Source organism: Microbacterium sp. DMC48 (assembly GCF_056313825.1).
Genome location: NZ_JBQUZN010000005.1, coordinates 214801 through 241515, shown reverse-complemented (window position 1 = coordinate 241515; position 26715 = coordinate 214801). Strand labels below are relative to the sequence as shown.

General features: G+C 71.1%; 27 protein-coding genes. 11 read left to right on the top strand and 16 right to left on the bottom strand.

Annotation, left to right across the window (positions count from 1 at the left end; genetic code table 11):
- The first annotated feature begins 10 nt into the window (after window positions 1-10).
- Together ACT53O_RS10230 and ACT53O_RS10225 are read left to right on the top strand one after the other, a co-directional pair.
- Window positions 11-403 carry a VOC family protein gene (locus ACT53O_RS10230; RefSeq protein WP_347417472.1) on the top strand — a complete coding sequence of 131 codons (393 nt, stop codon included), beginning with the start codon at window positions 11-13 and terminating at the stop codon, window positions 401-403.
- A 115-nt stretch (window positions 404-518) separates the two neighbouring features.
- Window positions 519-878 carry an SRPBCC family protein gene (locus ACT53O_RS10225; protein ID WP_476152235.1) on the top strand — a complete coding sequence of 120 codons (360 nt, stop codon included), beginning with the start codon at window positions 519-521 and terminating at the stop codon, window positions 876-878.
- A 13-nt stretch (window positions 879-891) separates the two neighbouring features.
- Here ACT53O_RS10225 and ACT53O_RS10220 read toward each other — a convergent pair whose 3' ends face one another.
- From ACT53O_RS10220 to ACT53O_RS10200, 5 genes are all read right to left on the bottom strand, one after another.
- Window positions 892-1542, bottom strand: a complete 651-nt coding sequence (locus ACT53O_RS10220; RefSeq protein ID WP_347417470.1) for a hypothetical protein — start codon at window positions 1540-1542, stop codon at window positions 892-894.
- A gap of 66 nt (window positions 1543-1608) precedes the next feature.
- Complete coding sequence (locus ACT53O_RS10215; RefSeq protein WP_036317231.1) at window positions 1609-2007, bottom strand: PhlB family protein; 399 nt, start codon at window positions 2005-2007, stop codon at window positions 1609-1611.
- A 29-nt stretch (window positions 2008-2036) separates the two neighbouring features.
- On the bottom strand, window positions 2037-3194 hold the full coding sequence (locus ACT53O_RS10210; RefSeq protein WP_476152232.1) for a thiolase C-terminal domain-containing protein: 1158 nt from the start codon (window positions 3192-3194) through the stop codon (window positions 2037-2039).
- A 1-nt stretch (window position 3195) separates the two neighbouring features.
- A complete protein-coding gene (locus ACT53O_RS10205) occupies window positions 3196-4050 on the bottom strand; it encodes a crotonase/enoyl-CoA hydratase family protein (RefSeq protein WP_135950092.1) in 855 nt (284 codons plus the stop codon).
- Window positions 4051-4097: 47 nt separating this feature from the next.
- A complete protein-coding gene (locus ACT53O_RS10200; protein WP_347417469.1) occupies window positions 4098-6566 on the bottom strand; it encodes a CaiB/BaiF CoA-transferase family protein in 2469 nt (822 codons plus the stop codon).
- Between the two features lie 267 nt (window positions 6567-6833).
- Between ACT53O_RS10200 and ACT53O_RS10195 the strand changes: the two genes are divergently transcribed.
- Window positions 6834-7742, top strand: coding sequence for a LysR family transcriptional regulator (locus ACT53O_RS10195; protein WP_347417468.1), 909 nt, complete (start codon window positions 6834-6836; stop codon window positions 7740-7742).
- A 34-nt stretch (window positions 7743-7776) separates the two neighbouring features.
- Here ACT53O_RS10195 and ACT53O_RS10190 read toward each other — a convergent pair whose 3' ends face one another.
- Window positions 7777-8322 (bottom strand): GNAT family N-acetyltransferase, encoded by a 546-nt coding sequence (locus ACT53O_RS10190; protein ID WP_347417467.1) that lies wholly within the window; start codon window positions 8320-8322, stop codon window positions 7777-7779.
- A 42-nt stretch (window positions 8323-8364) separates the two neighbouring features.
- On the opposite strand from ACT53O_RS10190, the gene ACT53O_RS10185 reads away from it, so the two are divergent.
- Window positions 8365-9021 (top strand): TetR/AcrR family transcriptional regulator, encoded by a 657-nt coding sequence (locus tag ACT53O_RS10185; protein WP_347417466.1) that lies wholly within the window; start codon window positions 8365-8367, stop codon window positions 9019-9021.
- Here ACT53O_RS10185 and ACT53O_RS10180 read toward each other — a convergent pair.
- Entirely contained in the window at window positions 9003-9830 is an 828-nt protein-coding gene (locus tag ACT53O_RS10180) for a MerR family transcriptional regulator (protein WP_476152228.1), read from the bottom strand. The genes ACT53O_RS10185 and ACT53O_RS10180 overlap by 19 nt on opposite strands.
- Before the next feature lie 154 nt (window positions 9831-9984).
- Window positions 9985-10188: a cold-shock protein gene (locus ACT53O_RS10175; protein WP_036283106.1), complete on the bottom strand. Its 204-nt coding sequence runs from the start codon at window positions 10186-10188 to the stop codon at window positions 9985-9987.
- A 500-nt stretch (window positions 10189-10688) separates the two neighbouring features.
- Here ACT53O_RS10175 and ACT53O_RS10170 point away from each other — a divergent pair, with 500 nt between their 5' ends.
- Genes ACT53O_RS10170 through ACT53O_RS10160 form a run of 3 tightly spaced genes read left to right on the top strand, consistent with a single transcriptional unit; the run spans window position 10689 to window position 13366 of the window.
- Window positions 10689-12044 carry an MFS transporter gene (locus ACT53O_RS10170; RefSeq protein WP_476152226.1) on the top strand — a complete coding sequence of 452 codons (1356 nt, stop codon included), beginning with the start codon at window positions 10689-10691 and terminating at the stop codon, window positions 12042-12044.
- A gap of 48 nt (window positions 12045-12092) precedes the next feature.
- The gene (locus tag ACT53O_RS10165; protein WP_476152224.1) at window positions 12093-12887 is read left to right on the top strand and encodes a hypothetical protein; all 795 of its coding nucleotides are present in this window, start codon (window positions 12093-12095) and stop codon (window positions 12885-12887) included.
- The gene (locus ACT53O_RS10160) at window positions 12884-13366 is read left to right on the top strand and encodes a GNAT family N-acetyltransferase (RefSeq protein WP_347417463.1); all 483 of its coding nucleotides are present in this window, start codon (window positions 12884-12886) and stop codon (window positions 13364-13366) included. Before ACT53O_RS10165 ends, ACT53O_RS10160 begins: the two co-directional genes overlap by 4 nt.
- Before the next feature lie 25 nt (window positions 13367-13391).
- Here the strand turns inward: ACT53O_RS10160 and ACT53O_RS10155 are convergent, their stop codons facing one another.
- Window positions 13392-14111: an SDR family NAD(P)-dependent oxidoreductase gene (locus ACT53O_RS10155; protein ID WP_476152221.1), complete on the bottom strand. Its 720-nt coding sequence runs from the start codon at window positions 14109-14111 to the stop codon at window positions 13392-13394.
- Window positions 14112-14183: 72 nt separating this feature from the next.
- On the opposite strand from ACT53O_RS10155, the gene ACT53O_RS10150 reads away from it, so the two are divergent.
- Window positions 14184-14822 (top strand): TetR/AcrR family transcriptional regulator, encoded by a 639-nt coding sequence (locus ACT53O_RS10150; protein ID WP_476152219.1) that lies wholly within the window; start codon window positions 14184-14186, stop codon window positions 14820-14822.
- Here ACT53O_RS10150 and ACT53O_RS10145 read toward each other — a convergent pair.
- The 5 genes from ACT53O_RS10145 to ACT53O_RS10125 all read right to left on the bottom strand — a co-directional run bounded on the left by ACT53O_RS10145 (window position 14777) and on the right by ACT53O_RS10125 (window position 21004).
- Window positions 14777-16039, bottom strand: a complete 1263-nt coding sequence (locus ACT53O_RS10145; RefSeq protein ID WP_476152217.1) for an APC family permease — start codon at window positions 16037-16039, stop codon at window positions 14777-14779. The two genes, ACT53O_RS10150 and ACT53O_RS10145, sit on opposite strands and share 46 nt — an antisense overlap.
- Window positions 16040-16126: 87 nt before the next feature.
- Window positions 16127-17539: an aldehyde dehydrogenase family protein gene (locus ACT53O_RS10140; RefSeq protein ID WP_476152215.1), complete on the bottom strand. Its 1413-nt coding sequence runs from the start codon at window positions 17537-17539 to the stop codon at window positions 16127-16129.
- Window positions 17536-18411: an SDR family NAD(P)-dependent oxidoreductase gene (locus ACT53O_RS10135; RefSeq protein ID WP_295775824.1), complete on the bottom strand. Its 876-nt coding sequence runs from the start codon at window positions 18409-18411 to the stop codon at window positions 17536-17538. The genes ACT53O_RS10140 and ACT53O_RS10135 overlap by 4 nt, the downstream gene beginning before the upstream one ends.
- A complete protein-coding gene (locus ACT53O_RS10130) occupies window positions 18408-19799 on the bottom strand; it encodes a flavin-containing monooxygenase (RefSeq protein WP_476152213.1) in 1392 nt (463 codons plus the stop codon). The genes ACT53O_RS10135 and ACT53O_RS10130 overlap by 4 nt, the downstream gene beginning before the upstream one ends.
- Before the next feature lie 161 nt (window positions 19800-19960).
- On the bottom strand, window positions 19961-21004 hold the full coding sequence (locus ACT53O_RS10125) for an AraC family transcriptional regulator ligand-binding domain-containing protein (protein ID WP_476152211.1): 1044 nt from the start codon (window positions 21002-21004) through the stop codon (window positions 19961-19963).
- 152 nt (window positions 21005-21156) lie between these two features.
- On the opposite strand from ACT53O_RS10125, the gene ACT53O_RS10120 reads away from it, so the two are divergent.
- The 3 genes from ACT53O_RS10120 (at window position 21157) to ACT53O_RS10110 (ending at window position 23389) form a co-directional block, all read left to right on the top strand.
- A complete protein-coding gene (locus ACT53O_RS10120) occupies window positions 21157-22239 on the top strand; it encodes an alpha/beta hydrolase (RefSeq protein ID WP_476152209.1) in 1083 nt (360 codons plus the stop codon).
- Between the two features lie 52 nt (window positions 22240-22291).
- Window positions 22292-22573, top strand: a complete 282-nt coding sequence (locus tag ACT53O_RS10115) for a hypothetical protein (RefSeq protein WP_476152207.1) — start codon at window positions 22292-22294, stop codon at window positions 22571-22573.
- A gap of 81 nt (window positions 22574-22654) precedes the next feature.
- Window positions 22655-23389, top strand: coding sequence for a YidC/Oxa1 family membrane protein insertase (locus ACT53O_RS10110; RefSeq protein ID WP_476152205.1), 735 nt, complete (start codon window positions 22655-22657; stop codon window positions 23387-23389).
- Here the strand turns inward: ACT53O_RS10110 and ACT53O_RS10105 are convergent.
- Together ACT53O_RS10105 and ACT53O_RS10100 are read right to left on the bottom strand one after the other, a co-directional pair.
- Window positions 23384-24925, bottom strand: a complete 1542-nt coding sequence (locus ACT53O_RS10105) for an MFS transporter (RefSeq protein ID WP_476152203.1) — start codon at window positions 24923-24925, stop codon at window positions 23384-23386. The two genes, ACT53O_RS10110 and ACT53O_RS10105, sit on opposite strands and share 6 nt — an antisense overlap.
- 38 nt (window positions 24926-24963) lie before the next feature.
- Window positions 24964-26715: an amidohydrolase gene (locus ACT53O_RS10100; protein WP_476152201.1), complete on the bottom strand. Its 1752-nt coding sequence runs from the start codon at window positions 26713-26715 to the stop codon at window positions 24964-24966.

Sequence of the window (26715 nt, the reverse complement as noted above, 5' to 3'; positions counted from 1 at the left end):
ACTGGCCATCGTGCCGGGTTTCCATCACGTCGAGCTGTGGGTCGCCGACCTCGCAGAGGCTCGCCTCGAGTGGGGCTGGCTGCTTGCGCAACTCGGCTTCGAACGCGACAGCTCGTGGTCCGAGGGGGAGTCGTGGAGCGCCGGAGGGGCGTACTTTACGCTCACGACGTCGCCGAACCTCTCCCGCGCCGCGCACGATCGCCGGGCGCCTGGCGTGAACCACCTGGCCTTCCACGGAGGAACCCGCACGCGCGTCGACGCCATCATGGCCGCCGCGCCCGCGCAGGGGTGGACGCCGCTGTACCACGACCGCTATCCGCACGCGGGCGGTCCCGACCACTACGCCGGCTGGCTCGAGAACTCGGCGGGCGCCAAAGCCGAGATCGTCGCCGACGGCTCCTGATCGCGCGGCTGCGAGGATCGACGCATGGCGAGCTCCTTCACGGTCATCACCCGCGCGCGTCCCCGGTGAGCGGCTGTTCGACCTCTCGCTCGACATCGATGCGCATCTGGCGTCGATGTCGGCATCCGAGGAGCGCGCGATCGATGGCGTGACCGCCGGCGGGATCGGGCTGGGGGAGACGGTCACCTGGCGGGCGCGCCATATCGGCATCTGGTTCACGATGACCGTACGCATCGCGGAGCTCGACCGACCCCGACGGTTCGTCGACGAGCAGACCCACGGCCCGTTCCGGTCGTTCCGGCACGAGCACGTGTTCGACGACGACGGCGACGGTGGCACGATCATGACGGACACGATCACGCTCTCCTCGCCCATCTTCGGGGCGCTCGCAGAGCGGCTGATCCTCGTGCCCTACCTGCGGAGGGTGATCGTCGAGCGCAACCGGCACCTCGTCGACGCGCTCGACGCGCGGTGAGCGGCCGCCCTCGTCAGAGCACGGCGAGGACGAGCCAGGCGAACAGGATGCCGATGACCAGCGCTCCCGCCCACGACATCGCGGCGGCGGCGTACCAGTTCTGCCGCAGCTGCAGGTCGAGGTAGCGAGGGTCGTCGCGGGGAGTGCGGCCGAGCGCGCGGCCGGTGACCAGCATCGCGGGAAGGAGCAGCACGACGCCCAGCACGAATGCCACCAGCTGCAGGAGAGCGGCCGACGAGGCGTACCCCGGGGCGGCGACGTTGCGCAGCGATGAGAGGGCGGCAGCGATGTCCTGCGGTCCGCAGATCGCGATCAGCGCCACCGTGCCGATCACGCGCACCACCACGCGCGCCGCGGCATCCATCGGCGTCGGACGCCTCTGGGGCAGAGGTTCGCCGTGCTCGGCCCGCCACGACTCGCGCGCGGTGCGCCGCTGCAGCAGCGGCCACAGGAGCAGCGCGACCATGCCGGCGAGAATCCAGGCGAACACCTGGTTGGCCGAGACGGCGATGCCGAGCTCGCGCGCTCCGAGGATGCCGCCGATCCACAGGGCGATGACGAGAGGCACCGAGAGGCAGACCGCGGCGATCACGACGAGCGTGCGCACGACGCCGCGGCGACGGCGCGGCGCGGTCGGCTCGTCGTGAGGCTGTGGGGTCTGCACCTCCTCAGCATAGGAAAGCGCGAGCGGGAGGCGTGCGGCATCCCGTGAACGACGGATGCCGCGGCGTCAGCTCGCGTGCTTCACGAAGTACGGCACCACCTCGTCGGCGTCGCCCTCCCCGGACTTCTCGAAGGCGACGACGACGGCCGCGCCCTGCGGGTCGTCGTCGTCGAAGCCGCGCAGCTCGGTCCACCACCACGGGCCCTCTTCGAGTTGCACGATGCCGACGACCGTGCGCAGGGTGGAGCCGTCCGGCATGCGGGTGTGCGGCGCCGCCCACGAGACGACGTGTCCGCGCCCGCACGCCGCCTCGGGCACGAAACGCTGCCGGTCGAATGCGGTCTCGGTGTGCGGATCGCACAACTCACCCGTCGTCGTGTCGCGCAGCAGCAGGAACTGCCCGCGTGCGGTGCCATCGAAGAACGCGGCGGTCGCCGCGTCGCGACGTACCGGAATCATGGCCATGTCATCCTCCTCTTCGGACCGTGCCGAGTTCAGACCGTGCCGAGCACGAGAGTCGCGTGGTGATCGAGGGTGCCGCCGTTGCCCGAGACGAGAATCCGATCGTGCTTCTCGACCTGGCGCTCGCCGGCCTGCCCGCGAGCCTGGATGACCGCCTCCGACAGCGGCGTCATGCCCCACAGGTAGTACGACGACAGCTCGCCGCCCCCGGTGTTGACCTTGAGCCGGCCGCCGACGCCGAGCATGCCGTCTTCGGCCAGCGCGGGTCCGCCCTCGCCCTTCGGCACGAACCCGTAGTCCTCCAGCGTGACGAGGGCGGTGTAGGTGTAGCAGTCGTAGACCTCCACGACGTCGATCTCGTCGAGGGTCGTATCGGCCATGCGCAGGGCGGCCGGGCCGGAGCGGGCGGCTCCCGTCACGAGGCCGAAGTCGTCGTTGCGGATGCCGCCTCGGCCCGGGTGGGTCTGCGCCCACCCCCGCACCTCCAAGGGCGGCTGCGGCAGCTCGCGCGCCTGATCGAGCGAGGTGACGATCATCGCGATCGCGCCGTTGGAGACGAGGCAGCAGTCCAGCAGGTGGAACGGCTCGCTGATCCACCGCGACGCGTGGTAGTCCTCGCGCGTGATCGGCGTGCGCAGCTGCGCCAGCGGGTTGAGGGCCGCCCATTCGCGCTGGGCCACCGCGATCGCGGCGAAGTGATCGTTCGTCGTGCCGTAGTGCTGCATGTGCCGCCGGGCCGCCAGCGCATAGGTCGTGTTCGCGCTGACGATGCCGCTGGCGGCCAGCATCCCCTGCCATCCGCGGGGAAGGCGGGCCGACGCATACGCGGCGGCACCACCGCGGTCGGCTGTCAGCGGATCGTCGGCCCAGACGATCGCTACCGTGCGTGCCGTGCCGCTGTCGATGGCCATCGACGCGTACTGCACCATCTGCGCGGCCGTGGAGCCGTACCCCTGCATCACGGTCAGCAGGTTCAGGTCGGTGAGTCCGAGCGCGACCTGAAGGTCGAGCCCGACGCCGCCGCTGAGGCCGCCCGACACCAACAGCCCGTCGATGTCGCCGAGGGTCAGTCCCGCATCGGCGGCGGCGTCGCGGACGGCGATCGCGGCGAACTGCGCCGCGGTGTACCCGTAGACCTTGCCGAGCTCGCTCATGCCGAGACCGGCGATGGCGGTGCGTGTTCTGGTCATGTCACTTCCCTTCCCAGCGCGGCGCGCGCTTCTCGGCGAAGGCGCGCAAGCCTTCGCGGGCGTCCGCGCTCGACATGATCGTGGCGACCTCCTCGTTCGAGCGGTGCCAGTCGTCGCTCTCGTCGGCGATGACGCCGTCGCTGATGCCCTTCGCGATGCGTTTGCTCATCTGCACGGCGAGCGGCGCGTTGCGCACGATGTCGTCGGCCAGCGCGAACGCCGCCGGCAGCAGCTCGGCGAGGGGAACCACCCGGTTGACGAGACCGAGTTCGAGCGCGCGCTGCGCGGTGAGCGGCCGCCCGGTGAGGATCGCCTCCAGGGCGACCTTCTCGGGAATCGCGCGCGGCAGGCGGAAGGCGCCGCCCGCGCCGGCGACGATGCCGCGGCTGACCTCGGGCAGGCCGAAGGCGGCGCTGTCGGCGGCGACGGCGAGGTCGCTCGCGAGCGTGATCTCGGTGCCGCCGCCGAGCGCGAAGCCGTTGACGGCGGCGATGATCGGCGTCGAGACGTGGTGCGAGACGAACCCGGCGAAGCCCCACGCCGCGCGTCGCTCGTCACCGTCCACACCGAGCTCGCCGGCGGCCGCCGCCTTCAGGTCGGCGCCGGCGCAGAACGCCCGGTCGCCGGCGCCGGTGATGATGACGACCCAGATGTCGCTGCGCTGGTCCGCGATCTCCAGCGCGTCACCGATGCCGATCGTCACGGCACGGTTGACGGCGTTGCGTGCCTCGGGGCGGTCGATCGTGACGAGCAGCACGTGGCCCCGCAGCTCGGCGCGGACGGCGCCGTCACCGCCGACGGGAACGGGCTCGGCGGGCAGATCCAGGGTGGGGAGGGGATCGGTGGTCGTGGTCATCTTCTCTGCGCTTTCGGTTCTCACGGTGTCCTCACGGTGGTGACGGTTCAGGCCGTCGCGGTCGCCGCCGCTGCCGGGGCCGCGGTAGGGAGCGGGACCGGGGCCGCGGGGTGCTCTTCGAGGTCCCCGGCATCCAACAATCGTTGGATCTCCTCCGGTGCCGTGCCGAGCACGTCCGCGAGCACGGCTCGGGTGTTCTCTGCCGCCAGCGGCGCGGGCGCGAGCGTGGGCTCGGCGAGGGTCATCGTGCGCGCCTCGCCCAGGTTGGTGGGAAGCGGCGCCGGGAACTGGGGCTGGATGAGCTGGCCGAACGCGCCCCGCAGGCGCAGATGTGGGTCGGTCTGAATGTCGTCGAGGCGGAGCATCGGCCCGGCGGGCACGCCCGCCGCCTGGAGGGATGCCGCAGCATCTGCTCCGCTGCGCTCGCGCGCCCAGGCGGCGAGGATCGCACGCAGCTCATCGCGGTGCTGCCAGCGGGCGGCCGCGGTGGCCAACGCCGGATCCGCCGCGAGGTCGGGTCGTCCGATCGTGCGGCTGACCGCCGCGAAGCGCTCGTCTCCGCGGGCGTCGACGACCAGCCATTCGTCGTCGCCGGCGGTGCGGAAGACGCCGCGGAACGCATCGCCGCCGCGGTCGTTGCCCTCGGCCCGCGGCGCCGCGTCCGGCTGCAGCGAGGCAGCCGCCAGCGCGTCGGCCATCGCGCCGAAGATCGCGTCGATCTGTGCGGTGCTGACGCGGCCGCCCCTGCCCGTGCGGTCGCGGCGCAGCAGCAGCGCGACGATCGCCGCGGCGTTCAGGCGCGCGACGACGTGGTCGGGGAAGATCGTGATGGCGTCGCTGTAGCCGTCGTCGTTGCCCGGGTAGGACCACAGCGTCGACAGTCCGGCGCTCGCGCGCACCAGCGGACCGTAGCCGAGGCGCCGACTCCACGGGCCGTGGTTGCCGAACGCGCTCGATTCCGACAGCACGATGCGCGGGTTCAGCTGCAGCAGCGTGGGCATGTCGAAGCCCAGGGACGCGAGCGTGCCGGGCTTGAAGTTGGTGAGGATCACGTCGCTGACCGCGACGAGCTCGCTGAACAGGCGCCGCCCCTCCTCGGAGCGCAGGTTCAGTCCGAGGCTTCGCTTGTTGCGCATGCCCCAGCTCGAGCCCTCGCTGATGAGCTCGCCGCCCAGCGTCTGACGCGAGCCGTCCGGGAACGCGCTCGATTCGATCTTGATGACGTCGGCGCCGTAGTCGGCGAACAGGCGTCCCAGCTCGGCGCCCACGACGATCACGCCGAGGTCCAGGACGCGCAGGCCCTCGAAGGGCGCTCGCCCCGCGTGAGCTCCGGGCTGGAGGGTGGGGAAGCTCTCGCGCGCGGCGAAGGAGAAGGCCGCGGCATCCACCGGTCGGCCATCGCCGGACCGAGCGCCGACACGCTGGTCGTCGATCTCGAACCAGCCTGTGGGCGCGACGGCGCCGGCGGCGAGGTCGGGCGCGTCGGCGAACGAGCCGCTCTCGCGGAAGGCCGGTTGCGCGAGTACGTCGGTCGCATCGGCGAGAGCCGCGGTCGGAACACCCCGCTGCTGGCCCTGCTCGACCGCCTCCTCCATCGTGAGCCCGGCGAACATGGCCCCGATGATCGGATACAGCGTCGCGGCGGCGGCGAAGCGCGCTTGCGTGTTGTCGTAGCGCGGGTCGGCGAAGGCCTCGGGCCGGCCGAGCCACTCGAACATGCCTTGCCACTGCCGCTTCGAGAGCACGCAGATGCGCACCCAGCCGTCCGTCGTTCGGAAGATCGGATACAGATGCCGCGCGTCGGGCCGGCCCCGCGGCAGGTCGCTGAGGGGAACACCCGCTCGCGCGCTGCCGCCGATGCCGAACACCGGATCCAGAATCTGGATCAGCGCCTCCTGCACCGAGAAGTCGGCGATGTCGCCCTGGCCGGTGGCGCGCACATGCGCCAGCTCCAGCAGCACCACCCACACCGCTTGGATCGCCGCGGACTCGTACGCCAGGAACTCCGGCGGCAGCAGCGGCTCGTCGACGTCGGGCAGCCCCGACCGGGACAGTACGGTGCTCAACGCCGCGTGCACGTCCGGCGTCGCGTGCCACGAGGAGCGGTCGCCGAAGTTGCCGAAGTCGCTCATCTCCACGACGACGAGTCGAGGGTTCGCCGCGCGCATGGTCGCCGCCGACAGCCCTCGATCGGCCCAGGTCCACGCCGATCCGTCGCGGATGACGACATCGGCGGATGCCGCGAGGCGCAGGAAGTCGGCGGCTCCCGGGGCGCTGGTGACGTCGACGATGACGTGGCGCTTGCCCCGGTTCTTCAGGCCGAAGGTGAGGTTGTCGGCGCCCACGAACACGCCTTCGCGGCGCGCCGGCGATCCACCGGGGGCTTCGATGCGGATGACCTCGGCGCCGAGGTCGGACAGGATGCGTCCGACGGTCTGCAAGGGACCGTCGACGGCGTCGATGATGCGGATGCCGGTGAGGGGGCGATCCAGCTCGGGTGAGGAAACGGCATCCATCGTCACTCCTTCGTGTCATGTGTGCCGGCCGGTGTGGCCGCCGCGGCATGGGAGGCGCCGCGGCTTGATGCCACTTTTGTCACGGCCGCTGCTCAGGCCCAGCGCAAACCCGGTCGCCCGCATCGTGCCCGGCGCGCGAGGTACCGGTACCCCGACTGACGCCGCTGCGCTTCGCGTGAGCCGCACGTTGCACCGGACCGAAAGCGCACGCTGAAGGGGTGAACATCGGACCCGTCGGGACACGAAGCCGATGCGTAGAGTGAGCCCGTGGAGCTTTCGCAGGTGAGGGCGTTCGTCGCGGTGTCGCGTCTGGGCACGATCAGTGCCGCCGCCGAAGAGCTGCACGTCACGCCGTCGCCGCTGAGTCGCACGATCCGCGAGCTTGAGCGTCGGCTGGACGGTGAACTGTTCCAGCGCACGTATCATCAGCTCGAGCGCACGCCCCTCGGCGAGCGGTTCCTGCCGCTGGCGGTGGAGATCATCGCGCAGGCCGACGAGGCCGAGGCACTGTCCGCGGCAGGCTCCGTCCCTTTCCGCGTCGGAGGAACGCCGTGGACCTCGCGCGTCCTCAACCAGCGTCTCGCGGAGGTCAGCGAAGAAGTCGCGGGCGGGGCGCTCGGCTACGCGTCGGAGTTGTCGTCCTCACTTCTCAGAGCGTTGCGACACGGCCAGCTCGATCTCGCGCTGGTCCATCTTCCGACCGACGCCCTCGGCATCTCGTCGCTGCCGTTGGCGCAGTACGGCTACGTCGTCGCGGTCGCCGACGGCGACACGTCGCTCGATCTCGGCAGACCGCTGCACCTCACGGACCTCGCCGGCCGGCGCATGCTCACCCTGCCGCTCATGATGCAGCCGACGGCGATGAACGCGTTCGTCGATACGATCCACGCCGCAGGTGTCGAGGCAGTCGAAGAGATCGATCTGCGCGAGATCGTCGGTCTGCGTGGACGCATGGCGCGGACGGGAGAGGTCATGCTGATCACGCACAGTGACGAGCTGCCTGCGGCCGCTTTCTTCGATCTGAACACTGCGGCGACGTACCCACTCGCCTCAGGCGAGATCTCCCTGCAGGTCGGTCTCGCGTGGCGCAGCCGCGACATGCTGCACCGCGATCTGATCGAACGAATCGCAGCCAAGCTCTCACCGCCGGCGGGTGAGCTCCCGTACATCCGCTAGCGTGAGGCCGTTCGAGAAGGGCGTCGGTGGGCGGTCATCTCGCCGCGAGTTCGTCGCGCAGCAGCGCCCACACCTGCTTGTCGTGGAAGACGCCGCCGTTGAGCCACGCTCCGCGCAGCGTGCCATCGAGGGTCATCCCCAGTCGGCGGGCGACGGCGGCGCTGCGCTCGTTGTCGGCCCGGCAGCGCCATTCGGCCCGGTTCAGACCGCGCTCGCGGAGGGCGTAGTCGACGAGCACCCGGGATGCCGCGGTCACCAGTCCCCGTCCCTCGGCGGCCGGTTCGAGCCAGCATCCGATCTCGCACTGGCCCGCGGCGGCGCTGAAGCTCACGAACATGACTCCGCCGACCAGCTGCCCGTCGTTCCAGATGCCGAACAGGCGCCCTCCGTCGTCGGCCGCGTTCTGCGCGTACCGCTGCAGGGTGGCGCGGGCGCCGTCGACGGTGTCGGTGACGAACGAGGCACCGACCCACGGACGGATGTGCTCGCGCGCCCGCTCCAGGTGCGCGGCGAACTCCTGGGCATGCCAGACCTCGAGCGGTCGCAGCGTGGCGGTGGGGGAGAGGTCTCGGCGGAACATGGCACCTTCCATAACGATCGTTATGTGGGGCAGTCTAGACCCATGTCCCTTACCGAGCGCTCGCGCAGCGACCGGCAGGCCGAGGTGGCCGAGGCTGTGTGGCGCGTGCTCGACCGCGACGGCTTCGTCGGGCTGTCGCTCCGTGTCGTCGCGGCGGAAATGGGCGCGACCACCGGCACGGTCACCCACTACTTCCCGTCCAAGGATGCGCTCGCCGATTACGCGCTGGAGCTGCTCGCCTCCCGGCGGGCCGAGGGCGAGACCGCCACGCCGGCCGAACCGCTCGCGGCCTTGCGGACGGCGCTGCTCGGCATGCTGCCGCTGGACCCGACGTCGCGGTCGGCGACGCGCATCTGGGTGAGTTCGTGGGATGCGGCGCTCGCCGACTCTCGACGCGCGACCTCCCATGCTCAGCGTTACCGCGACAGTCGCGACAAGCTCACCCGCCTCGTTGCCGACGCGATGAACGCGGCGCCGGGCCGCCGGCAGGTCGACCGCGATCCGAACACGACCGCCGAGTTGCTGCACGCGGCGATGCTCGGTCTCGCGACGCAGGCGGTTCTGGACCCCGTGGCATACCCGCCCGAACGCCTGGCGCAGCTCGTGGACGATGCCATCGCCCGCGCGGTCGCCGACCCGATCGTCACCGGCCAGCACCGCACGGGCGACAGCACGCCGGCTCAGGCGAGCGGTTCGTAGACCTCCGTGACGAGCTGGTCGGCGCTGACTTCGGCGGGCGTGTTCAGGTAGATGTTGAACGCACGTGCGGCGACGGTGTCGTCGCTGCGCACGCGCAGTCCGTCATCGGCGATCCGCCGGTTGATCAGATCATGGGCTGCCGTGATCTGGTCGTACGGGCCGACCACGCGCGCCACGAGGCAGTCGCGCTCCGGAAGCTCGACGATCTCGAGGGGCGCGTCGACCCGCGTACCGGGCGCGACCGGCACGAAGATCGACAGGTCGACGTCAAGCTCGGTGTACTGATCATCGTGTTCGATGACCCCGCAGGGTCCGATCGGCGTGATCGACTGGGCGCTCAGCGCGGGCATCATGCGTCCCCAGAGCTGACCCTCGTCGGCGTAGGTGGGGACGGTGCCGCGGAGGCTGGCGAGCGTCATCGCGGGGACGGTCGTGCGGCTGACGGTGATGGACATAGTGGCTTCTCCTTGCTCGAGCAGTCTGTTGATGAGAGAGACACGTCCCTGGGCCGCGTGCTGTTCCTCGAGCAGGGTCTCGCGCTGCAGGCGCAGCGCGTTCGTCCACTCCGGCGTGTGGCGGGCGGCGAGGAGGATGCCGATGGCGGAGACGCCGAATCCGATGTCGCGCAGGTTGCGGATGTCCGCGGCATCCTGGAGCTGTCCTGCCGCGTACCGCCGATACCCGCTCGCGGGCTCGACGTGCGCGGGGACGAGAACCCCGTGGAGGTCGTAGTGGCGCAGCATGCGCACGGACAGGCGGCTCAGCGAGCTGAACTGTCCGATCGTCATGAGATCCGTGGTCTCGGTCATGCATGTCATCGTGGCGTCTGACACGGTGTGAGAGTCAAGTCCGGGATAGAGTCGGCGCCGTCACGGACAGACCCGAAAGCCTGAATTCTCGGTGAGCCCACCGAAAAGAGCCCGCCTCGACAGCAGTCGGGACGGGCTCTTTCGTGACTCTGGATCAGAGGGCGCGGATGTTCGCAGCCTGCATGCCCTTGGGGCCACGCTCGGCGTCGAATTCGACCTTCTGGTCTTCGCGCAGCTCCTTGAAGCCGTCGCTGACGATTGCGGAGAAGTGCGCGAACAGGTCGGCGGAGCCGTCGTCCGGCGCGATGAAGCCGTAGCCCTTCTCGGAGTTGAACCATTTCACGGTGCCAGTGGCCATCGTGTCTTTCCTTCTGTTTTTCGGGCCGCCGGAGCGACCGGGTGTGCCGCGTCGACGAATGCGACGCGGACGTGTGTGGGTCGATGCGGAGCCGGTGAGCGCTGCGGTGACAGCTGCGCGCGCGGCATCCAGGTCGACGTGGATGCCGAGGTCTTGCCCCTGAGCACCGCAGGCGCGCGCGCCGGCATCCGTGTCATGGACGAACCCGGCGTACTCGCCCAGAACCGTCGCGACGTGCACGTCGTGATCGGCCTGGCGCCAGGTGACCTCGTGTGAGGTGAGGAGAATCATCAATCGTTTCTGTGCACATCGTCACAGGACATGCAGGCGGCGAACAGATGCCGCGGGTAGGAGGTGGTGGTCCGAGTGGTGAGCTCTCGACGTCGAGAGGGGTGGGACGGACCCGCGCCCGAGATGCGGGACGCACCAGCTTAGCACGGGCCTCTGCTCGTCGCTGGGCTTCGCCTTTCATCGACGGAGGGAGGGGTATAACTGCAGGAATGCGTCGTCCTTTTCCCGCGCCCTTCGTGACGGCGCTGTTGTGGGGCACGTCGCTCAATCCCCTCAACTCCTCGATCATCGCAACCTCGCTCGTCGCGATCGCCGCCGCCTTCCAGGTCGGCGCAGGACAGACGGCCGCTCTCGTCGCTGCGGTGTATGTCGCCAGCGCCGTCGGGCAGCCCGCCATGGGACGCCTTGCGGGCCAGTTCGGACCACGTCGCATGCTCGTCGTCGGGTTGGGCGTCGTGACGCTGGCCGGCGTCATCGGCGCACTCGCTCCCACATTCGCGTGGCTCGTCGTCTCGCGGGCGCTCGTGGGCATCGGCACCGCTGCCGGCCACCCCTGTGCCATGGCGATCATCCGCACCCGTGCGGACGCGGCGCGCACCGGCATCCCGGGATCGGTGCTCGGAGGCATCTCCATCGCCAGTCAGGTCACGGCCGCGCTGGGTCTGCCGGTGGGCGGCTGGCTCACGGCGGCGTGGGGGTGGCCCGCGGTGTTCGCCGTGAACGTGCCGCTCGGCCTCATCGGGGTCGGCCTCGTGCTGCGGTGGGTGCCTCGAGATCCGCCGCGCACCATGAGGGGCGGGGGCTCGCTCGTACAGGCGCTGGACCCGGCCGGCATGGCCTTGTTCGCCGCCGCTGTGATCTCGCTCATCGCCGCGATCTCCGACATCCGGCACGTGTCGTGGATCGCGCTCGTGGTCTTCGTGTTGTCGACGACGGCCCTCGTCGTGTGGGAGCTTCGCGCGTCCGCCCCGTTCATCGATGTGCGGATGCTGCGACGCAACGGACCGCTCGTGCGGACGTACGCGAGACAAGCTCTTGCGCTGATGGCGGCATACGCCGTGCTGTACGGCTACGTGCAGTGGCTCGAGCAGGGGCGTGGTCTGGATGCGACGACGAGCGGACTGATCATGCTGCCGATGAGTGCGGTCGCGGCGGTCGGCGCCGCCGTCATCTCGCGCGACGCCCTCATCCGCGCTCCGCTCGTCGTCAGCGGTGTCGCCATGTTCGTCGGTGGTGTCGGGATCGTTCTGCTCGACGCGGCAACGAACGTCATCGCCCTGGTCGCGCTCAGCATCGTGTTCGGGGTGGTTCTGGGCATGACCACCACGAGCAACCAGGCCGCGCTGTACACCCAGACGACCGCCGGTCAGATCGCCGTCGCGTCGGGCCTCGCACGCACCGCGGGGTATCTGGGCGCCATCTTCGCTTCGGCGCTGATCGCGCTGGCCTTCCCGCAGGCCGCTTCGGATGCCGGCATGCACACGATCGGCTGGGTCATCGTGGGCACGGCCGTCGCCGTCCTTCTTCTCGTACTCGCCGATCCTCGCGTGCCGCGGCGGGGGTAGCGGCGGACGGTCCTGACGCAGCGAAGACGGTTGTCATAGGCTCGACGCATGCGACGATCTCTGCCTGCCGCTCTGACGCTCGCCGTTCTCGCCTCCACGATGGCTCTGACGTCGTGCGCCGCGGGCGGGCCTGCGCCCGCTGCCTCGACGACGGCCGCCGTCGCGAGCCCCACGCCGTCCGCGGCGACGAACGGGCCCGCCACCATCGCCGCGCCGAGCGTCTGCGACGCCGTCGATCTGACGGCGGATGCCGCTGTCGCAGGCGCTGACCTCGCCGCCTGTGTCGTGGGCTTTTCGAAGGCGGCGGGCAGCGGTCATGAGACCTTCTCGGCATCCGATGGCACGACGGGGACGGCGGACTTCGTCTTCGGCGATGCTCCGGCCCTGTCCGGAACGGTCACGAGCAGCGGCGGCACGACGTCGTTCGTGCTCACCCCTGATGCCTCCTGGGTCACGATCGACGGGGCCTGGGTGCAGGGAGACGCGACGAGCTCCGATCCGAAGAAGATGCTGGCGGGCACCATCGGGCAGGCCTACCGGGCGTTCGCCGACCCGTCGGCCACCGCATCGCTCATCTCGTCCGCGCCGACCTGGACGGTGCAGAAGGACCAGGATGTCGTCGACCTCCCCGACGGCACCCAGGCGCGTGCCTGGCGTGTGCAGGCCGACGCGCCTTTCAGCGCCGTCGGCGCCGACGTGCAGGAGATGACGCTCTGGCTGACCTCCGGGCACGTGCCCGCCGGTGTTCAGGCCACGGTGTCGGTGGCCGGCACGCAGACGACGACCACGCAGCACTTCTCGGGCTGGGGGATGCCGGTCAGCATCGCCACGCCGCAGCCGTGAACGTCGCGGACGGCGCCGCCGCCCCCCTCGTGCTCGAACCCTGCGGGGCGGATGCCGTGGCCGATCTCACCGCGTTCCTCCGCGAGGTCGACCTGACTCTCAGCGGGCTCGACGAGCCGGACGTGCGCCTGTGGATCGAGCGCGATGCCGAGGGCCGGATCGTCGGGAGCACGGGCTACGAGCTGAACGCCGCCGGGGATGCCGTTCTCGTCCGCAGCGTCGCCGTCCACCCGCGCCAGCGCGCCGCCGGCCGCGGAACGGCCCTCGCGCTCTTCGCGCTGTCTCAGGCAAGAGTCGAAGGGGCGACGAGTGCGTGGCTGTTCAGCCGCAGATCGGGCGGATTCTGGCAGACGCTCGGCTTCGCGCCCGCAGACCGCGACGAACTCGCCGCGCTGTTCGCCGAGACCCACCAGGTGCGGATGTTCCAAGAGAGCGGTCGGCTGAGCATCGAGGTGGCCTGGTCGATGCCCCTGGCGTGAGTCGACGCCGCGGCGTCCTGCGCGCTCACCAGGGGATGGGCTCGCCGTGGCGGTCGAGGTACCGCAGTCCCGGGATGCCGCGCTGATGCTCCACGGTCGCGACGAGTGCGGGGATGCTCTCGCTCACGGTCAGCGGGGCGCCGGCGCCGCCCATGTCCGTCTGCACCCAACCCGGCGCCATCAGCAACAGGGGCCGGTCGGTGCCGCGCCGAGCGGCATAGCTGCGCATGAGCTGGTTGAGCGCGGCCTTGCTCGCCCGGTAGACCTCGAAACCGCCGGTCTCGTTGCGACCGATGCTTCCCTGGCCGGAGGACATCACCGCGATCGTCGCGTCGGGACCGACGAGATCGTCGAGGCCTTCGATGACGCGCAGCGGCGCGATCGCGTTCGTGAGCATCGTCGTGACGATATCGGCATCCGACATGTCGATCGCTCGCGCCTCCTGCGGGGCGAGCGACACCCCGGCGACCACGAACAGCACGTCGATCGCGCGGCCCCGCAGGTGCGCAGCGAGACGGTCGTGCAGCGCCGCGATCTCGCCGGTCGACGTCACGTCGACGCGCTCGATGTGGAGGGCATCGCTCCCGGCTTCGCGGAGGTCGTGAAGCGGTGTGTGAGCGTCGCTACGTACGGTGCCGTACACCTCGTAGCCGAGGCGGAGGTACTCCGTCGCGACCGCGAAGCCGAGGCCGCGGGAGGCACCGACGATCAGCGCGATCGGTCGGCCGGGGGTGGAGTTCTTCATCGTCTACGTCCTTTCGCTCAACGGTTGTTGAGTCGAGGCTATCACTTCGCTCAACGCGTGTAGAGTGAAAACATGAATGAGCAGCGATCGCGTGCCGACCAGCGCGCCGAGACGAGCGCGCGCATCGTGGCCGCGGCCCAGGAGGAGTTCGCGGCGGGCGGATCGGCCAAAGCGACGATCCGCGGCATCGCGCGCCGGGCGGGAGTCGACCCCGCGCTCGTCATGCAGCGCTACGGCTCGAAGGAGAAGCTGTTCGCGGCGGCGATCCTGCCGGCCGTTGCGCTCGATGATGCGGATACGACGGGCCATCTGGCCGAGGTTCTCGAGACCCGGATGCGTGCGTTGTCGCCGGCGACCGAGGCGCTGTTGCGATCCGCTCCCACCGCGCCGGAGGCCGCCGACGCCCTCCGCGAATATCTGTCTGAACGTGCCGACGGTCTCGTGCGGGCGTGGCGCGACGATGCGGAGGGGCCGGAGAACGCCGACGACGAGCTGCGCGCAGCCATGATCGTCTCCAGCATCCTCGGCATGACGATCGCGCGGCACCTCCTCGGACTCGATGCGCTGGCGCGACTCGATCGGGACGCGGTGGACCGGATCGCCGCGCCGTGGTTCGCGTCGCTCACGCCGCCCGACACGGCCGGCCTTTCGGCGTCCGGGCCCGGTCAGGCCGACGCGGAGCCGCCCCGCCGCAGCCGCAGCGCCCGATAGCCGACGCCGACGCCCGCGACCACGATGCCCCCGACGATCGAGGGCCACGGCAGGGTCGCGACCAGTGCCACGCAGCCGATCATGCCCACGAGCTGCAGCGCGCGGGGAAAGCGGCGGGCCGCGGCATCCTGTCGGAACGCCGCGATGTTGGCGATCAGGTAGTACAGCAGCACGCCGAACGACGAGAACCCGATCGCGGATCGCAGGTCGGTCGTCACGATCAGAAGACTCACGACGACGGCGAGCACCAGTTCCGCACGGTGGGGAACGGCGTAGCGTGGGTGCACGGCCGCGAGCCACCGCGGCAGGTCGCCCGTGCGGGCCATCGCGAGGCTCGTGCGGCCGATGCCGGCGACGAGAGCGAGAAGGGCTCCGAGGGATGCCGCCGCCGCCCCGACCCGCACCACTGGCGCGGTCCAGGTCCACCCGCCCGCTGCGGCGACCTCCGCCAGCGGTGCCGACGATGACGCGAGGCGGTCGGGGCCGAGGGTGGCGAGCGCGGCCAGGGCGATCGCGACGTAGACGATGAGGGCGAGGCTCAGCGCGATGACGATCGCGCGGGGGATCGTGCGGCGCGGATCGCGCACCTCCTCACCCATCGTGGCGATGCGGGCATACCCCGCGAAGGCGAAGAACAGCAGCCCGGCCGACTGCAGCACGCCATACCAGCCGTGGGGGCCGGAGGCGATGGCCAGATTGTCGGCGGAGCCGGCGCCGGATGCCGAGGCGGCCACGACCACGAGCGCGAGCACCGCCAGCACGACGCCCACGATCACCTTCGTGAGGGCGGCCGTGCGGGTGACCCCGACCGTGTTGACAGCCGCGAGCACCAGGACCGCGGCGACGGCGACCGGCTTCTCCCACCCCGTAGGGGCGGCGTACGAGGCGAACGTCAACGCCATCGCCGCGCAACTGGCGGTCTTGCCGATGACGAACGACCAGCCGGCGAAGAACCCCGACCACGGGCCGATCATCTCCCGGCCGTGGACATAGGTGCCCCCGGAGGTCGGGAACTGTGCGGCCAGTTGCGCCGACGACGTCGCGTTGGCGTAGGCGACGACGGCGGCGATCGCGAGGCCGATCAACAGGCCTGAGCCGGCGGCCGCGGCGGCGGGGGCGAACGCCGCGAACACGCCGGCGCCGATCATCGAGCCCAGGCCGATGGCGATCGCATCGACGAGGCCCAGCCGGCGGGCCAGCGCTGCGGGCGCGCTCATCGGGTGCGGGACGACGTGCGGGGAGGAATCACGCCGTGATTGTAGTGCGCACGCCGAACCCGCCGGTGAACGGGCCGAAGCCCGCTCTCACGGGCGGTGGCGGATCCAGACGCTCTTCTCTCGGGTCCACTGCTCGAAGGCGCGCAGCGACTTCTCGACGCCGCCGAAGCCGGACTGCTTCCATCCCCCGAAGGGAACCGCGAGGTCGCCCTCGCTGTACGCACCGACCGAGACCAGCCCGGCCTCCACGCCGCGAGCGAGCGCGAGGGCATCATCGAGCCGCGTCGTCCACACCGAGGCTGCGAGCCCGTAGGGGATGTCGTTCGCGAGCGCGAGCGCCTCTTCGCGCGTATCGAATGCCTGCACGGTGACGATCGGTCCGAACAGCTCCTGGCGGGTGATGGCCGACCCGGCGGCCACGCCGGTCACCACCGTCGGTGCGACGTAGTGGCCACCGGGCACGACGTCGATCTCGATGCCGCCGGTGACGATCGTCGCCCCCTCGCGGTGCGCCTGCGCCACGGCATCCGTCATCCGTCGTGCCGCGGCCGCGGTGAGAACGGGACCGAGCTGCGTCGCGGGGTCGGCGGGGTGGCCGACGCGCAGTGCCGCTGCCGCGGCGGCGAAGCGGGTCACCACCTCGTCGTGGATCGAGCGGTGGACGAGGATGCGCGAGCCTGCCGTGCAGTTCTGTCCCGAGGTCAGGAACGCCGACTCGACCATCCCCTCGATCAGCTCGTCGCCGAAGGAGAGCGCGTCGTCCATCAGGATCTGCGGGCTCTTGCCGCCCATCTCCAGACTCACGCGCTTGAGGTTGCTCGCCGCGGCGGCAGCGAGAATCGTGCGGCCCGTCGCGGTGGACCCGGTGAACGACAGCGCGCCGATGAGGGGGTCCTCGGCCAGCGCCGCCCCCGTCGTCGGCCCGTCGCCGGGCAGCACCTGCAGCACGCCGTCGGGAAGCCCCGCCTCGGCCGCGAGCGCGGCGAGATGCTGCACCGACCGCGGCGTCGCGTCGGCGGGCTTGAGGATGAGGCTGTTGCCGGCCGCGAGCGCCGGGCCGACCTTCCAGGCCGCCATCGCGAGCGGATAGTTCCAGGGGAGGATCGCCGCGACCACCCCGAACGGCTCGCGTTCGGTGAAGGAGAGGACGTCGGGGCCGGATGCCGTCGTCGTGCCGTACTGCTTGTCGACGGCTTCGGCGAACCAGCGGATGGACTCGATCGCCGACGGCACGTCGTTCTCACGGCACTCGGTGATCGGCTTTCCCGCGTCTTCGCAGTCGAGGCGGGCCAGTGTCTCGGCGTCGCGCGCCATCAGGTCGGCGAGGTGCAGCAGCACGGCGGCGCGCTCTCGCGGTGTCCGACCCGACCACACCCGTGAGCGGAAGACCTCGTCGGCGCGACGGGAGGCGGCGTGCACCTCCGCCGCCGACGTGATCGGCGTCTCGCCGAGGACGGTCCCGTCGGCGGGGGAGCGGAGGGTGAGGGTGGGGGCGGTCATGCGGTCTCCTTCAGAACGAGGTCGTCGCCGTCGCGCACGACGTGGCCGTCCCGCTCCAACTGGGCGAGGTAGCGGGCCATGCCGCGCTCGCCGCGACGACGGAAGCCGCGCATCAGCTGCGGCAGCGCGTTGGGCACGAGCATGGCGAGGCGGATCAGCACCGACTCCGACGGTTTCGGGTAGATCTCCAGGCGCGGCCGGTCGAGCATGCGCATCATGGCTCGCGCGACCGCCTGCGGCGGCTGCGGCGGGTCCTGGAACTGCAGCGAGTTGCCGCCGTCGATCGCCTCCTGCCGCAGCATGCGTGTATCGGTCGCCGACGGCAGCACGGAGCCGGCGATGATCCCCTTCTGACGCAGGTCCAGCCCGATCGAGAGCATCGCGCCGCGCAGTCCGAACTTGGAGGCCGTGTAGATCGGCGTCTCACCCAGAGGGAAGATTCCGCCGAGCGACACAGTCGTGATCACCCGGGGGTCGCGCGAGCGGTGGAGCAGCGGCAGGGCCAGGCGGGTGAGCACCAGCGGCGACAGCAGATTCACCTCGGTCTCAAGCCGGATGCTCGCGACCGACCGGGCGTCGAAGCGTTCCGCGCTCGTCATCCCCACGTTGTTGATGAGCACATCGATGCGCCCGTAGGCCGCTCCGATCTCGCCGAGCACACGCTCCACCTGATCGTCGTCGGTGAGGTCGCCGGCGAACCCTCGATGGCCCGAACCGGGCAGCGCGGCGGCGGCGCGCTCTGCGGCTTCGGAGCGGATGTCGACGAGAGCGAGGGTCGCTCCGCGCTGCGCGGCCTCGCCCGCGAACGCGCGCGCGATGCCCCCGGCGCCGCCCGTGACGACGATGACCGTGTCGCGGTAGTCGAAGCTCATGCCGCGACCTCCGCGGCCCGCGCGGTGCGGCGCGACGCGGCATCCGGAGCCTGGCCCTCCAGCGCCCAGCCGAGGCGGCGGGCCAGCTTCTTCACGTACTTCACGTACGCATCGGCGTCCACGTAGCCGCGGTGGCGCGGCGAGGAGTCGAAGTGCAGGCCGCCGGACAGGTCGGGCGCGTCGGCGATGCGCAGGCGCTCGAACTCGCCCGCTGCGGCTTCGCCCGTGCGGCTGCCCGCGATGAACGACGCGAGCAGATGCGCCTGCTGGTCGAACAGTCCGTACGCGCCGCTGTTGGTCTCGATGAAGCCGACGCCGTAGAGACCGGCGTGCTCACGGGACACGCAGTTGAGGTAGAGGTCGGGGTGCTGCTCGTCGCCGAAGTAGCGCTGCGCGACCGGCACGCGGTGCCGGTACCCGGTCGCCATGAGGATGACGTCGAACTCCTCCCGTGTGCCGTCGGTGAACTCCACCGCGAGCTCGTCGGCGCGGCGGATGCCGGGACGCGCGACGATGTCGCCGTGCTGCAGGTAATGGAACAGCTGCGAGTTGAGCACCGGGTGGGTCTCGAACAGCTTGTGGTCGGGCTTCTGCAGGCCGAGCCGTGCAGGGTCTCCCGTCAGCAGCTTCAGCACCGGCTGCAGGATCGCCCGCTCCAGCGGCTTCGGCAGGAACGACCCCTTGCCGCCGACGATGTCGGACGGAAGCCCGAACACGTGCTTCGGGATGAACCAGTAGCCGCGGCGCATGCTGATCGCGGCGCGCTGGGCCGAGCGGGCCGCGTCGCACGCGATGTCGCAGGCCGAGTTGCCCCCGCCGACGATCAGTACGCGCTTGCCGGCGAACTCGGACGGCGAGCGGTACTCGAGGCTGTGGCGCACCTCGCCGGTGTACGACCCCGGGATCTCGGGAACGAAGGGATGCCACTGGCTGCCGGTGCAGACGATGACGCGCTCGTGCTCGGTCGCGGTGCCGTCGGCGAGGGTGACACGCCAACGCGGGGCGCCCGGTGTCGACGAGGAGAGGTCGTCGACCGCGGTGACGGCGGCGTCGAAGCGGATGCGGGGCGTGAGCCCGTAGGCGTCGGCGAACGATCGCAGGTAGGCGAGGATCTGCGCGTGACCCGGGTAGTCGGGGTAGTCCTCGGGCATGGGGAAGCCGGAGAAGCCCGACACGGTGCGGCTGGAGATGAAGTGCGCCGACTCGTACATCGGGGTGCCCGGGTTCTCGATGTCCCACAGCCCTCCCGCCTGCGAGTGGCGTTCGAGGTGCGTGTAGTCGATGCCCTTCTCGCTGAGTGCGCGAGCGACGGCGAGTCCGGCGGGGCCGGCGCCGATGACGCAGACCGTGGAGTCGACGGGGCGGGCAGCGGTGGGCGACGTGTTCATCAGCGCTCCTTCGTGCGGGTGAGGTGATCACGGTACGGCGCAGCGCACGGCGGACAGCGGACGCGCGGCATCCAGGAATCGGACATGATCGGCCACACAGGGTGACCTGATCCATCCCCCCTGATCCGGTCGCCGGATGATCCGGTCGACGGATGAGCCGGTCAGTAGGCGATCGGCGGGCGTCGCGCCTCGGCGTGCAGCGCCGCGGGGGAGGCGCCGAACCACCGCAGGGTGCTGCGCCGCAGCGAGCGGTCGTCGCCATAGCCGAGCCGGAACGCGATCTCGGCCGTCGTCAGCGCGGGGGAGGCGAACAGCTCGGCGGCGAGGCGCTTTCGCACGTCGTCGAGCACGCCGGAGTAGCTCGCTCCCACCTCGATCAGTCGTCGCCGGAGCGTCCGCTCGCTCGTCGCGAGTGCACGCGCGTGCGCCGCAAGCGGGAGCACGTCGGGCAGGGCGTCTTCGATCTGCGTCGCGAGCACGGCGACGAGTTCTTGGCGCTCGATGATGCTCTCGGTCTGCGTCTCCAGCAGTGCGACCGTCTCGCGGTGCGTCCAGGTGTCGGCGCTCGGAAGTGCGGCGTGCGCCGCGGCGAGGGGGACATGCCAGGCGTTGCGAGCCGCGGCGAACCGCACGGCGCCGCCGAAGTAGTCGCGGTACACCGCCGGCTCGGCTTCGGCCGCGTGTGCCAGTTCGACCAGCTGGGGCGCCGCGAGACCGGCGACGTCGCGCGCCATCCTCGTGATGTTCGCAAACCCCTCTTCGACGAGGAACGTGCCCACCGCCGAGGCCTGTTCCTGCAGTGCGGCGGTCACCACCAGTCCGCCGGCCTCCTCCGCTGAACTCCAGCGCACCATCGAGCCCGCGAGATTCTGAAACCGCAGTCCGACCCGCACGGCATCGCGCAGGGTCGCGCTCGACATCATCGCGAGACCGAGCAGCCCCGAGGCGGTGATCGGCTGGCGGCGGCCCACCTCGAGCCCGAGCGCCGGCACGGCCAGCAGCAGGAGCGCCTGCTCGATGATCACGCGCCCCTGCCGGTACGACACCCGCAGAGCGGGAGAGTCGATCGCAGCCCGCGTGAGGGATGCCGCGCGCAGGGCGCGCTCGAGGGAGACGCCGTGCTCATCGGCCACCTGCAGCAGGTAGCGGATGATGTTCGGGGTGATGACCGCCGACGACGGCGTCACGGCGCGGCGCTCGGACATGTGCGCCATTGTATTTGGCCGATGATGTCCGCGCGGTGGCGGAGACGGACCGTGACAAAGCCCCCGCGGTCGCTATCGTCGAGCGCATCCCGTCCCGACGGGTGCACCGCTCGCCCGCGAATCGTCGATGCCGCCGACCCCGAGGAGCCACCATGCCCGACACTCCTGCCCCCTCCGAACGCGTGATGCGTGCGGTCATCCGCACCCTCGGTGCGCTGCCCGAACCGATCCAACGGGTCATCGCCGGTCGGCCCGTCGTCGTGGACGGCCAGCGCCTGTACACCGAAGTGCAGATGGCGCTGCGGCTGCTCAATGCGCTGCCCGGCTCCGACTTCTCCGACCTGCCGTTGGATCGCGCGCGGGCCCAGATCGATGCCGAAGCCCGTATCTTCGGCGGCTCGCTTCCTGTCGCGAGCGTCGAGGACATCGAGATCTCCACGCGTGCGGGGGCCGTGCCGGCGCGCCGCTATCAGAACCTGCCTGAGGCCGACGGCACCGTCGTCTACTTCCACGGCGGTGGGTGGGTGGTCGGCAGCCTCGATTCGGCCGACTCGGTGTGCCGTTTCATCGCCGCCACCAGCGGCCTGGAGGTCATCTCGGTCGACTACCGCCTCGCGCCCGAGCACCCGTTCCCCGCCGGCGTCGAGGACGCCATCGACAGCTATCGCTGGGTGCGCGAGCACCGGCCCGGGCGCCGGATCGCGGTGGCGGGTGACAGCGCCGGCGGCAATCTGAGCGCGGTGGTGAGCCTTGCCACCGTGGGAGACGCGGCGGGCGCGCCCGACTTCCAGCTGCTGTTCTTTCCGGTCACGGATCTGTCCGGCAAGCACCGCTCCTACCGGCTGTTCTCCGACGGCTACTTCCTCACCGAGAAGCAGATGGACTGGTACCGCGGGCACTACCTGCCGACGCCCGCGCATGCGCTCGAGCCGTTCGCTTCGCCGCTGCGGGCCGAGGCGTCCGCGCTCACGAAGCTGCCGCCCGCGCACGTCGCCGTCTCGGGCTTCGACGTGCTGCGCGACGAGGGCATCGCCTACGCCGAAAGACTGAGGGATGCCGGGGTGCCGACGACGCTGCAGGTCGTCGAGGGGCACATCCACGCGTTCGTCAATGCCACCGGCGTGGGCCGGCTGAGCTCGCGCGCGCTCGCCGAGTCGGTCGGCGTGCTCGTCCGCGGACTCGGCGGACGCGCCGGCGTCACCGACGCGGACGCGTCCGCACCGTCGGAGCGATGAGGTCCTTCCGCTAGCCTGGGGGTCCGACCGCGGCTGAGAGGGAGGACCGCCGATGATCGACGCGTTCGTCCTCGTGCTGCGCGCGATCGGCGTCGTGCCTGCGGGAGCCTCACCGCTCACCTCGCTGGCGGTCGTCGCCGCGGGCATCGCGGCTGCTGCCGCTGTGGTCATGGTCATGGCCGCGGTGTCGGCGACCCCGCGTGAGCGCGCTTCCTACGATCGCATCCGGCCGGCGCGCAGCGACATGCGGCGTGCCCCCGTGGCCCAGAGCGATCCCGACGCTCCCGGTCACATCCTCCGCAGAGGTCCGAGCGCGGCTCTCCCGGCCGCGTAGTCACCCCGTCCGGACGCCACTCACGGCATCCCGTCGCGGCCGAACAGCTCACCCTGATCGCCTCGTCGGAATGGACAACTCGTGGACCTCTTCACCCTGCCGCCCCTGGCGGCTCTGCTCGACCTCTCGGCACGCGGGCTCATGGCCCTCACCGCCCTTCTCGCCCCCGTCGCCGGCCCGGCGGCCGCCGCCGCGGCCGTCGTGCTCGTCACCCTCCTCGTGCGGACGGCGCTCGTCCCGGCCGGTGTCGCCCAGGCGAAAGCCGATCAGGCGCGCTCGCGCCTGGCGCCGCGGCTGCGTGACCTGCAGCAGCGGTGGCGCGCGCACCCCGAGCGGCTGCAGCGCGAGACCCTCGCGCTCTACCGCGCCGAAGGCGTCTCGCCGGCGGCCGGGTGTCTTCCGCTTCTGATTCAGGCGCCGATCGTCGGGCTCGTGTACGCCGTCTTCCTGCACGGATCGATCGCCGGGCACGCGAACCCGCTGCTGGCCGAACACCTCTTCGGTGTGTCGCTGGGTCAGAGCGCCGTCGCCGCGGTGTCGAGCGGCGTCGGTCCGGCGGACGCTGCGGTGTTCGGTGTCATCGTGCTGCTCATCGCGTTCGTCGGTGAACTCACGCGGCGTCTGCTGCGACCGACAGCCGCGGCGACGCTGCCGGCATGGCAACGCACGCTGACCGCGTCGGCGCCGTTCCTCACTGCCGTCGCGGCCCTGTTCGTTCCCCTCGCGGCAGCGGTCTACCTGCTGACGACCGTCACCTGGACCCTCGGCCAGCGACTCGTGCTGCGACGGCTGTACCCGCCGCAGCACGCGTCATGACGGTGCGCCACCGCTCCCGGAGGTCGGCACGGCCCGCGACGCGCGAGCGATCAGGACCGAGCCGACGATGCTCGCCGCCAGCGCGACGACAGCCATGCCGACCATCAGCGCGCCAAACCCGTCGCGGTAGGCGGCCACCGCGGCATCGAACACCTGCGCGTCGGGGCGCGTGCCGTCCTTCGCGTAGGTGCCCACGCCGACAAGAGCGGTGTGCACCGCGGCATCCGTCAGTCCCGCCGCCGACAGGCGGGCGGTGATCCCCGAGATCGTGAGCTGGGTGATCACGGCGGTCGACAGCGCGGTACCGAGCGAGGAGAAGAGCTGCCCGAAGGTCGTGCGCGAACTGGTCACCGGTCCGTAGAAGTCGGCCGGAGCCTCACTGAGCACGAGCGTGCCGTACGGAAGCGCCGCGGCGGTGATACCGAAGGCGATGAGGATGCCGGCGGGTACGAACGCCAGCGGCGTGGAGGCGTCTCGGGCGAGGAAGGCCGCCCCGAAGCCCGCGGCGGAGAGGATGCCGCCGACCAGCAGGGAGGTCTGCGGGCTCATGCCGCGGGTCATCAGGCGCCCCAGCACGATCGCCCCGACGATCGAGGCGAGCGACACCGGCAGCTGCCACACCGCGACGCTGCTGGGGGTCAGAGCCAGCACGTACTGCCACAGGTTCGACAGCTGCAAGAAGGCGACGGCGCCGCCGGCGTTGAAGACGAAGCCTGCGCAGAGCGCCGCGAGGAAAAGGGGTCGGCGAAAGAGCGCGACCGGGAAGAACGGGTTCGCGACCCGCGTCTGCGACCACACGAAAACGCCGAGAAGCACGACGCCGAGCGCCATGGCTCCCCACGTCAGCGGGCTGGTCAGCGACGAGGCGAGCTGCGAGACGCCGAACAGGAACACGACCATGCCGGTGATGAGCGCAACCTGTCCGCCCACGTCGCGCTTCTCGGTGACGGTGGGGGCGACCGACGGCAGAAGCACGAGGACGGCGGGGATGCACAGTGCCGACAGCACGGGAATGAGCACGAACGCGAGGCGCCAGTCGACTCCGGCAAGCAGGCCCCCCGAGAAGGTGAACAGCACTCCGGCCGCGCCCGAACACGCGGCGAACGTCGCGACGGCGGCGGGCAGCCGGCCCGGCGCGGCCAGCACCTGGATGTAGGCGAACGCGGCGGCGTACACGGCGCCCAGGCCGACGCCCGTCACCGCCTGGCCGAGGATGTAGACAAGCGCCATCGGCGCGGCGGCCACGATCAGCTGGCCGACGAGACCTGTCACGAGGGCGGCGACGAGCATGCGGCGGCGGCCGATCCGGTCGGCGAGCAGGCCTGTGGTGATGACCGAGGCGGCGATCGCGAGGGTTTGCACGGATGCCGCGAGCGCCTGATCGCCGCCGACCATGTCGAGGCCGCGGCTCGCGCCCACGAGTGCGGTGGCGGCGATGTTCGGGGCGGAGCCCTGAACTGCGGCGAGCACGCCCAGCAGGGGGATCGCGAGGGTGTGCGCGGAGCGCACGACGGACGTCGGTGGTGTCGTTGTCATGGGGGGCTTTCGAGTGAGAGAGACGTGCGGAGAATCGTTCAGGCGGTGAAGGCGGGGACGCCGTCGATGTAGGTGGCGTTCACGGCGATGCGATCCCAGCTCTCGGGATCGCTCGTCCACGGGTCGGCGTCGACGACGGCGAAGTCGGCGCGGCGTTCGGCCGTGAGCGTGCCGCGATCGTCGGCGTGGATCTGCCAGGCGGCATCCGCGGTGATCGCCGACAGCGCCTCGGCGGCGCTGACGCGCTCGTCCGGCGCGAGCACCGTGCCGTCGGCCTCCAGACGGCGCAGCACCGCGGTGCGGGCGCTGCGCAACGGCTGCACCGTCGTCACGTTGTAGTCGGAGTGCAGACTGGGGCGCAGCCCCGCGCGGAGGGCCGACGCGACGCGGTCCAGTCGCGCGGCGCGCGCGGGGCCGAGGATCGTGTCGCGGAACGCCGCACCCCAGTAGTAGACGTGGTCCATCAGGAAGCTCGGCGACACTCCCACCGCGGCCATCCGCGCGAGCTGGTCGTCGGTGGTCACTGAGGCGTGCTCGAAGCGGTGCCGGAGAGCGTCGCGCCCCGGCAGCAGCTCTTCGGCGGCCTGGAGGGCGAACTCGACCGCCGCGTCGCCGTTCGTGTGGATCATCAGCTGCCAACCGTCGTCGAGACCGGCGCGCATCACTTCGCGCAGGCTCTCCGGCGTCCAGTTCGCGTGGCTTCCCGAGGTCTCGCCGAGATACGGCTGCAGGAAGTATCCGGACCGACCCTGGTTCGAGCCGTCCGCCACGACCTTCCACGCGTCGGCGCGCACCATCGCATCTCCGCTGAACGGCGTGACGCCGGCCGCCTTCCACGCCTGGGCGACCTCCGCGGGCGTCGCGCACCCCGCCAGGGAGGAGAACTGCGCCGTCGACACTCGCACCGGCAGGCGTTCGGCGCCGTTGAGCTGGTGCAGCATCGCGATCTCGCTCACGCCGGCCAGCGTGCCGGTCATCGCTTCGCGCATCGAGGTCACGCCGGCCCCGGCGAACTCGTTCAACACGTGACGGATGCCGCGGCCCACCTCCGCCGCTGTCGGACGCGGCAGGTGCGCGAGCAGCATCGTCACCGCGGGCGACTCGCCGACCACGCCGGTGAGTCTGCCGTCGCGCTTCTCCAGCGTGCCCCCGCTCGGCTGCGGTGTGGCGTCGGTGATGCCGGCGGCATCCAGGGCCGCGCTGTTGGCGTAGGCGAAGTGCATCGACGCATTCAGCACGACCACGGGACGGTCGGTCGCGACCCGGTCGAGGATGTCGCGGGTGAGGGCCGGCTCACCGGGGTACAGGCTCGGGTCGAACAGCTTCGCCAGCACGTACTGACCGGCGGGTGTCGCGTGCGCAGCCGTCTTCAGGACGGTGATGACGTCGTCGAAGCGCGGACAGGTGGCGTGCGAGACGTCGACCCACTCGAGTGTGAGCAGCGACACCCAGATGTGCGCGTGCGGCTCGATGAGACCGGGTATCACCACGCCGTCGGGGGACAGGATCTTCGTCGCCGGGCCGGTCAGCCCGTCCAGCTCCGCCGCCGATCCCAGTGCGACGATGCGGCCGTCGCGCACCGCCATCGCCTCCGCGCTCGGAGCCGCGGGGTCGCCGGTCGCGATCCGGCCGACGACCAGGAGGTCCGCTGTGGCGGTCGGAGCGCTCCGCTCGCCCGATTCTGCGGGCGCGCCGTAGTGCGCGGGGCTGACGGTGGCGCCGGCCGCGGCGATGGCGGGCGCGAGGCGGTCGCGGCTGAGGGGAGTCGCGGCGCTGCAGGTGTCGGACAT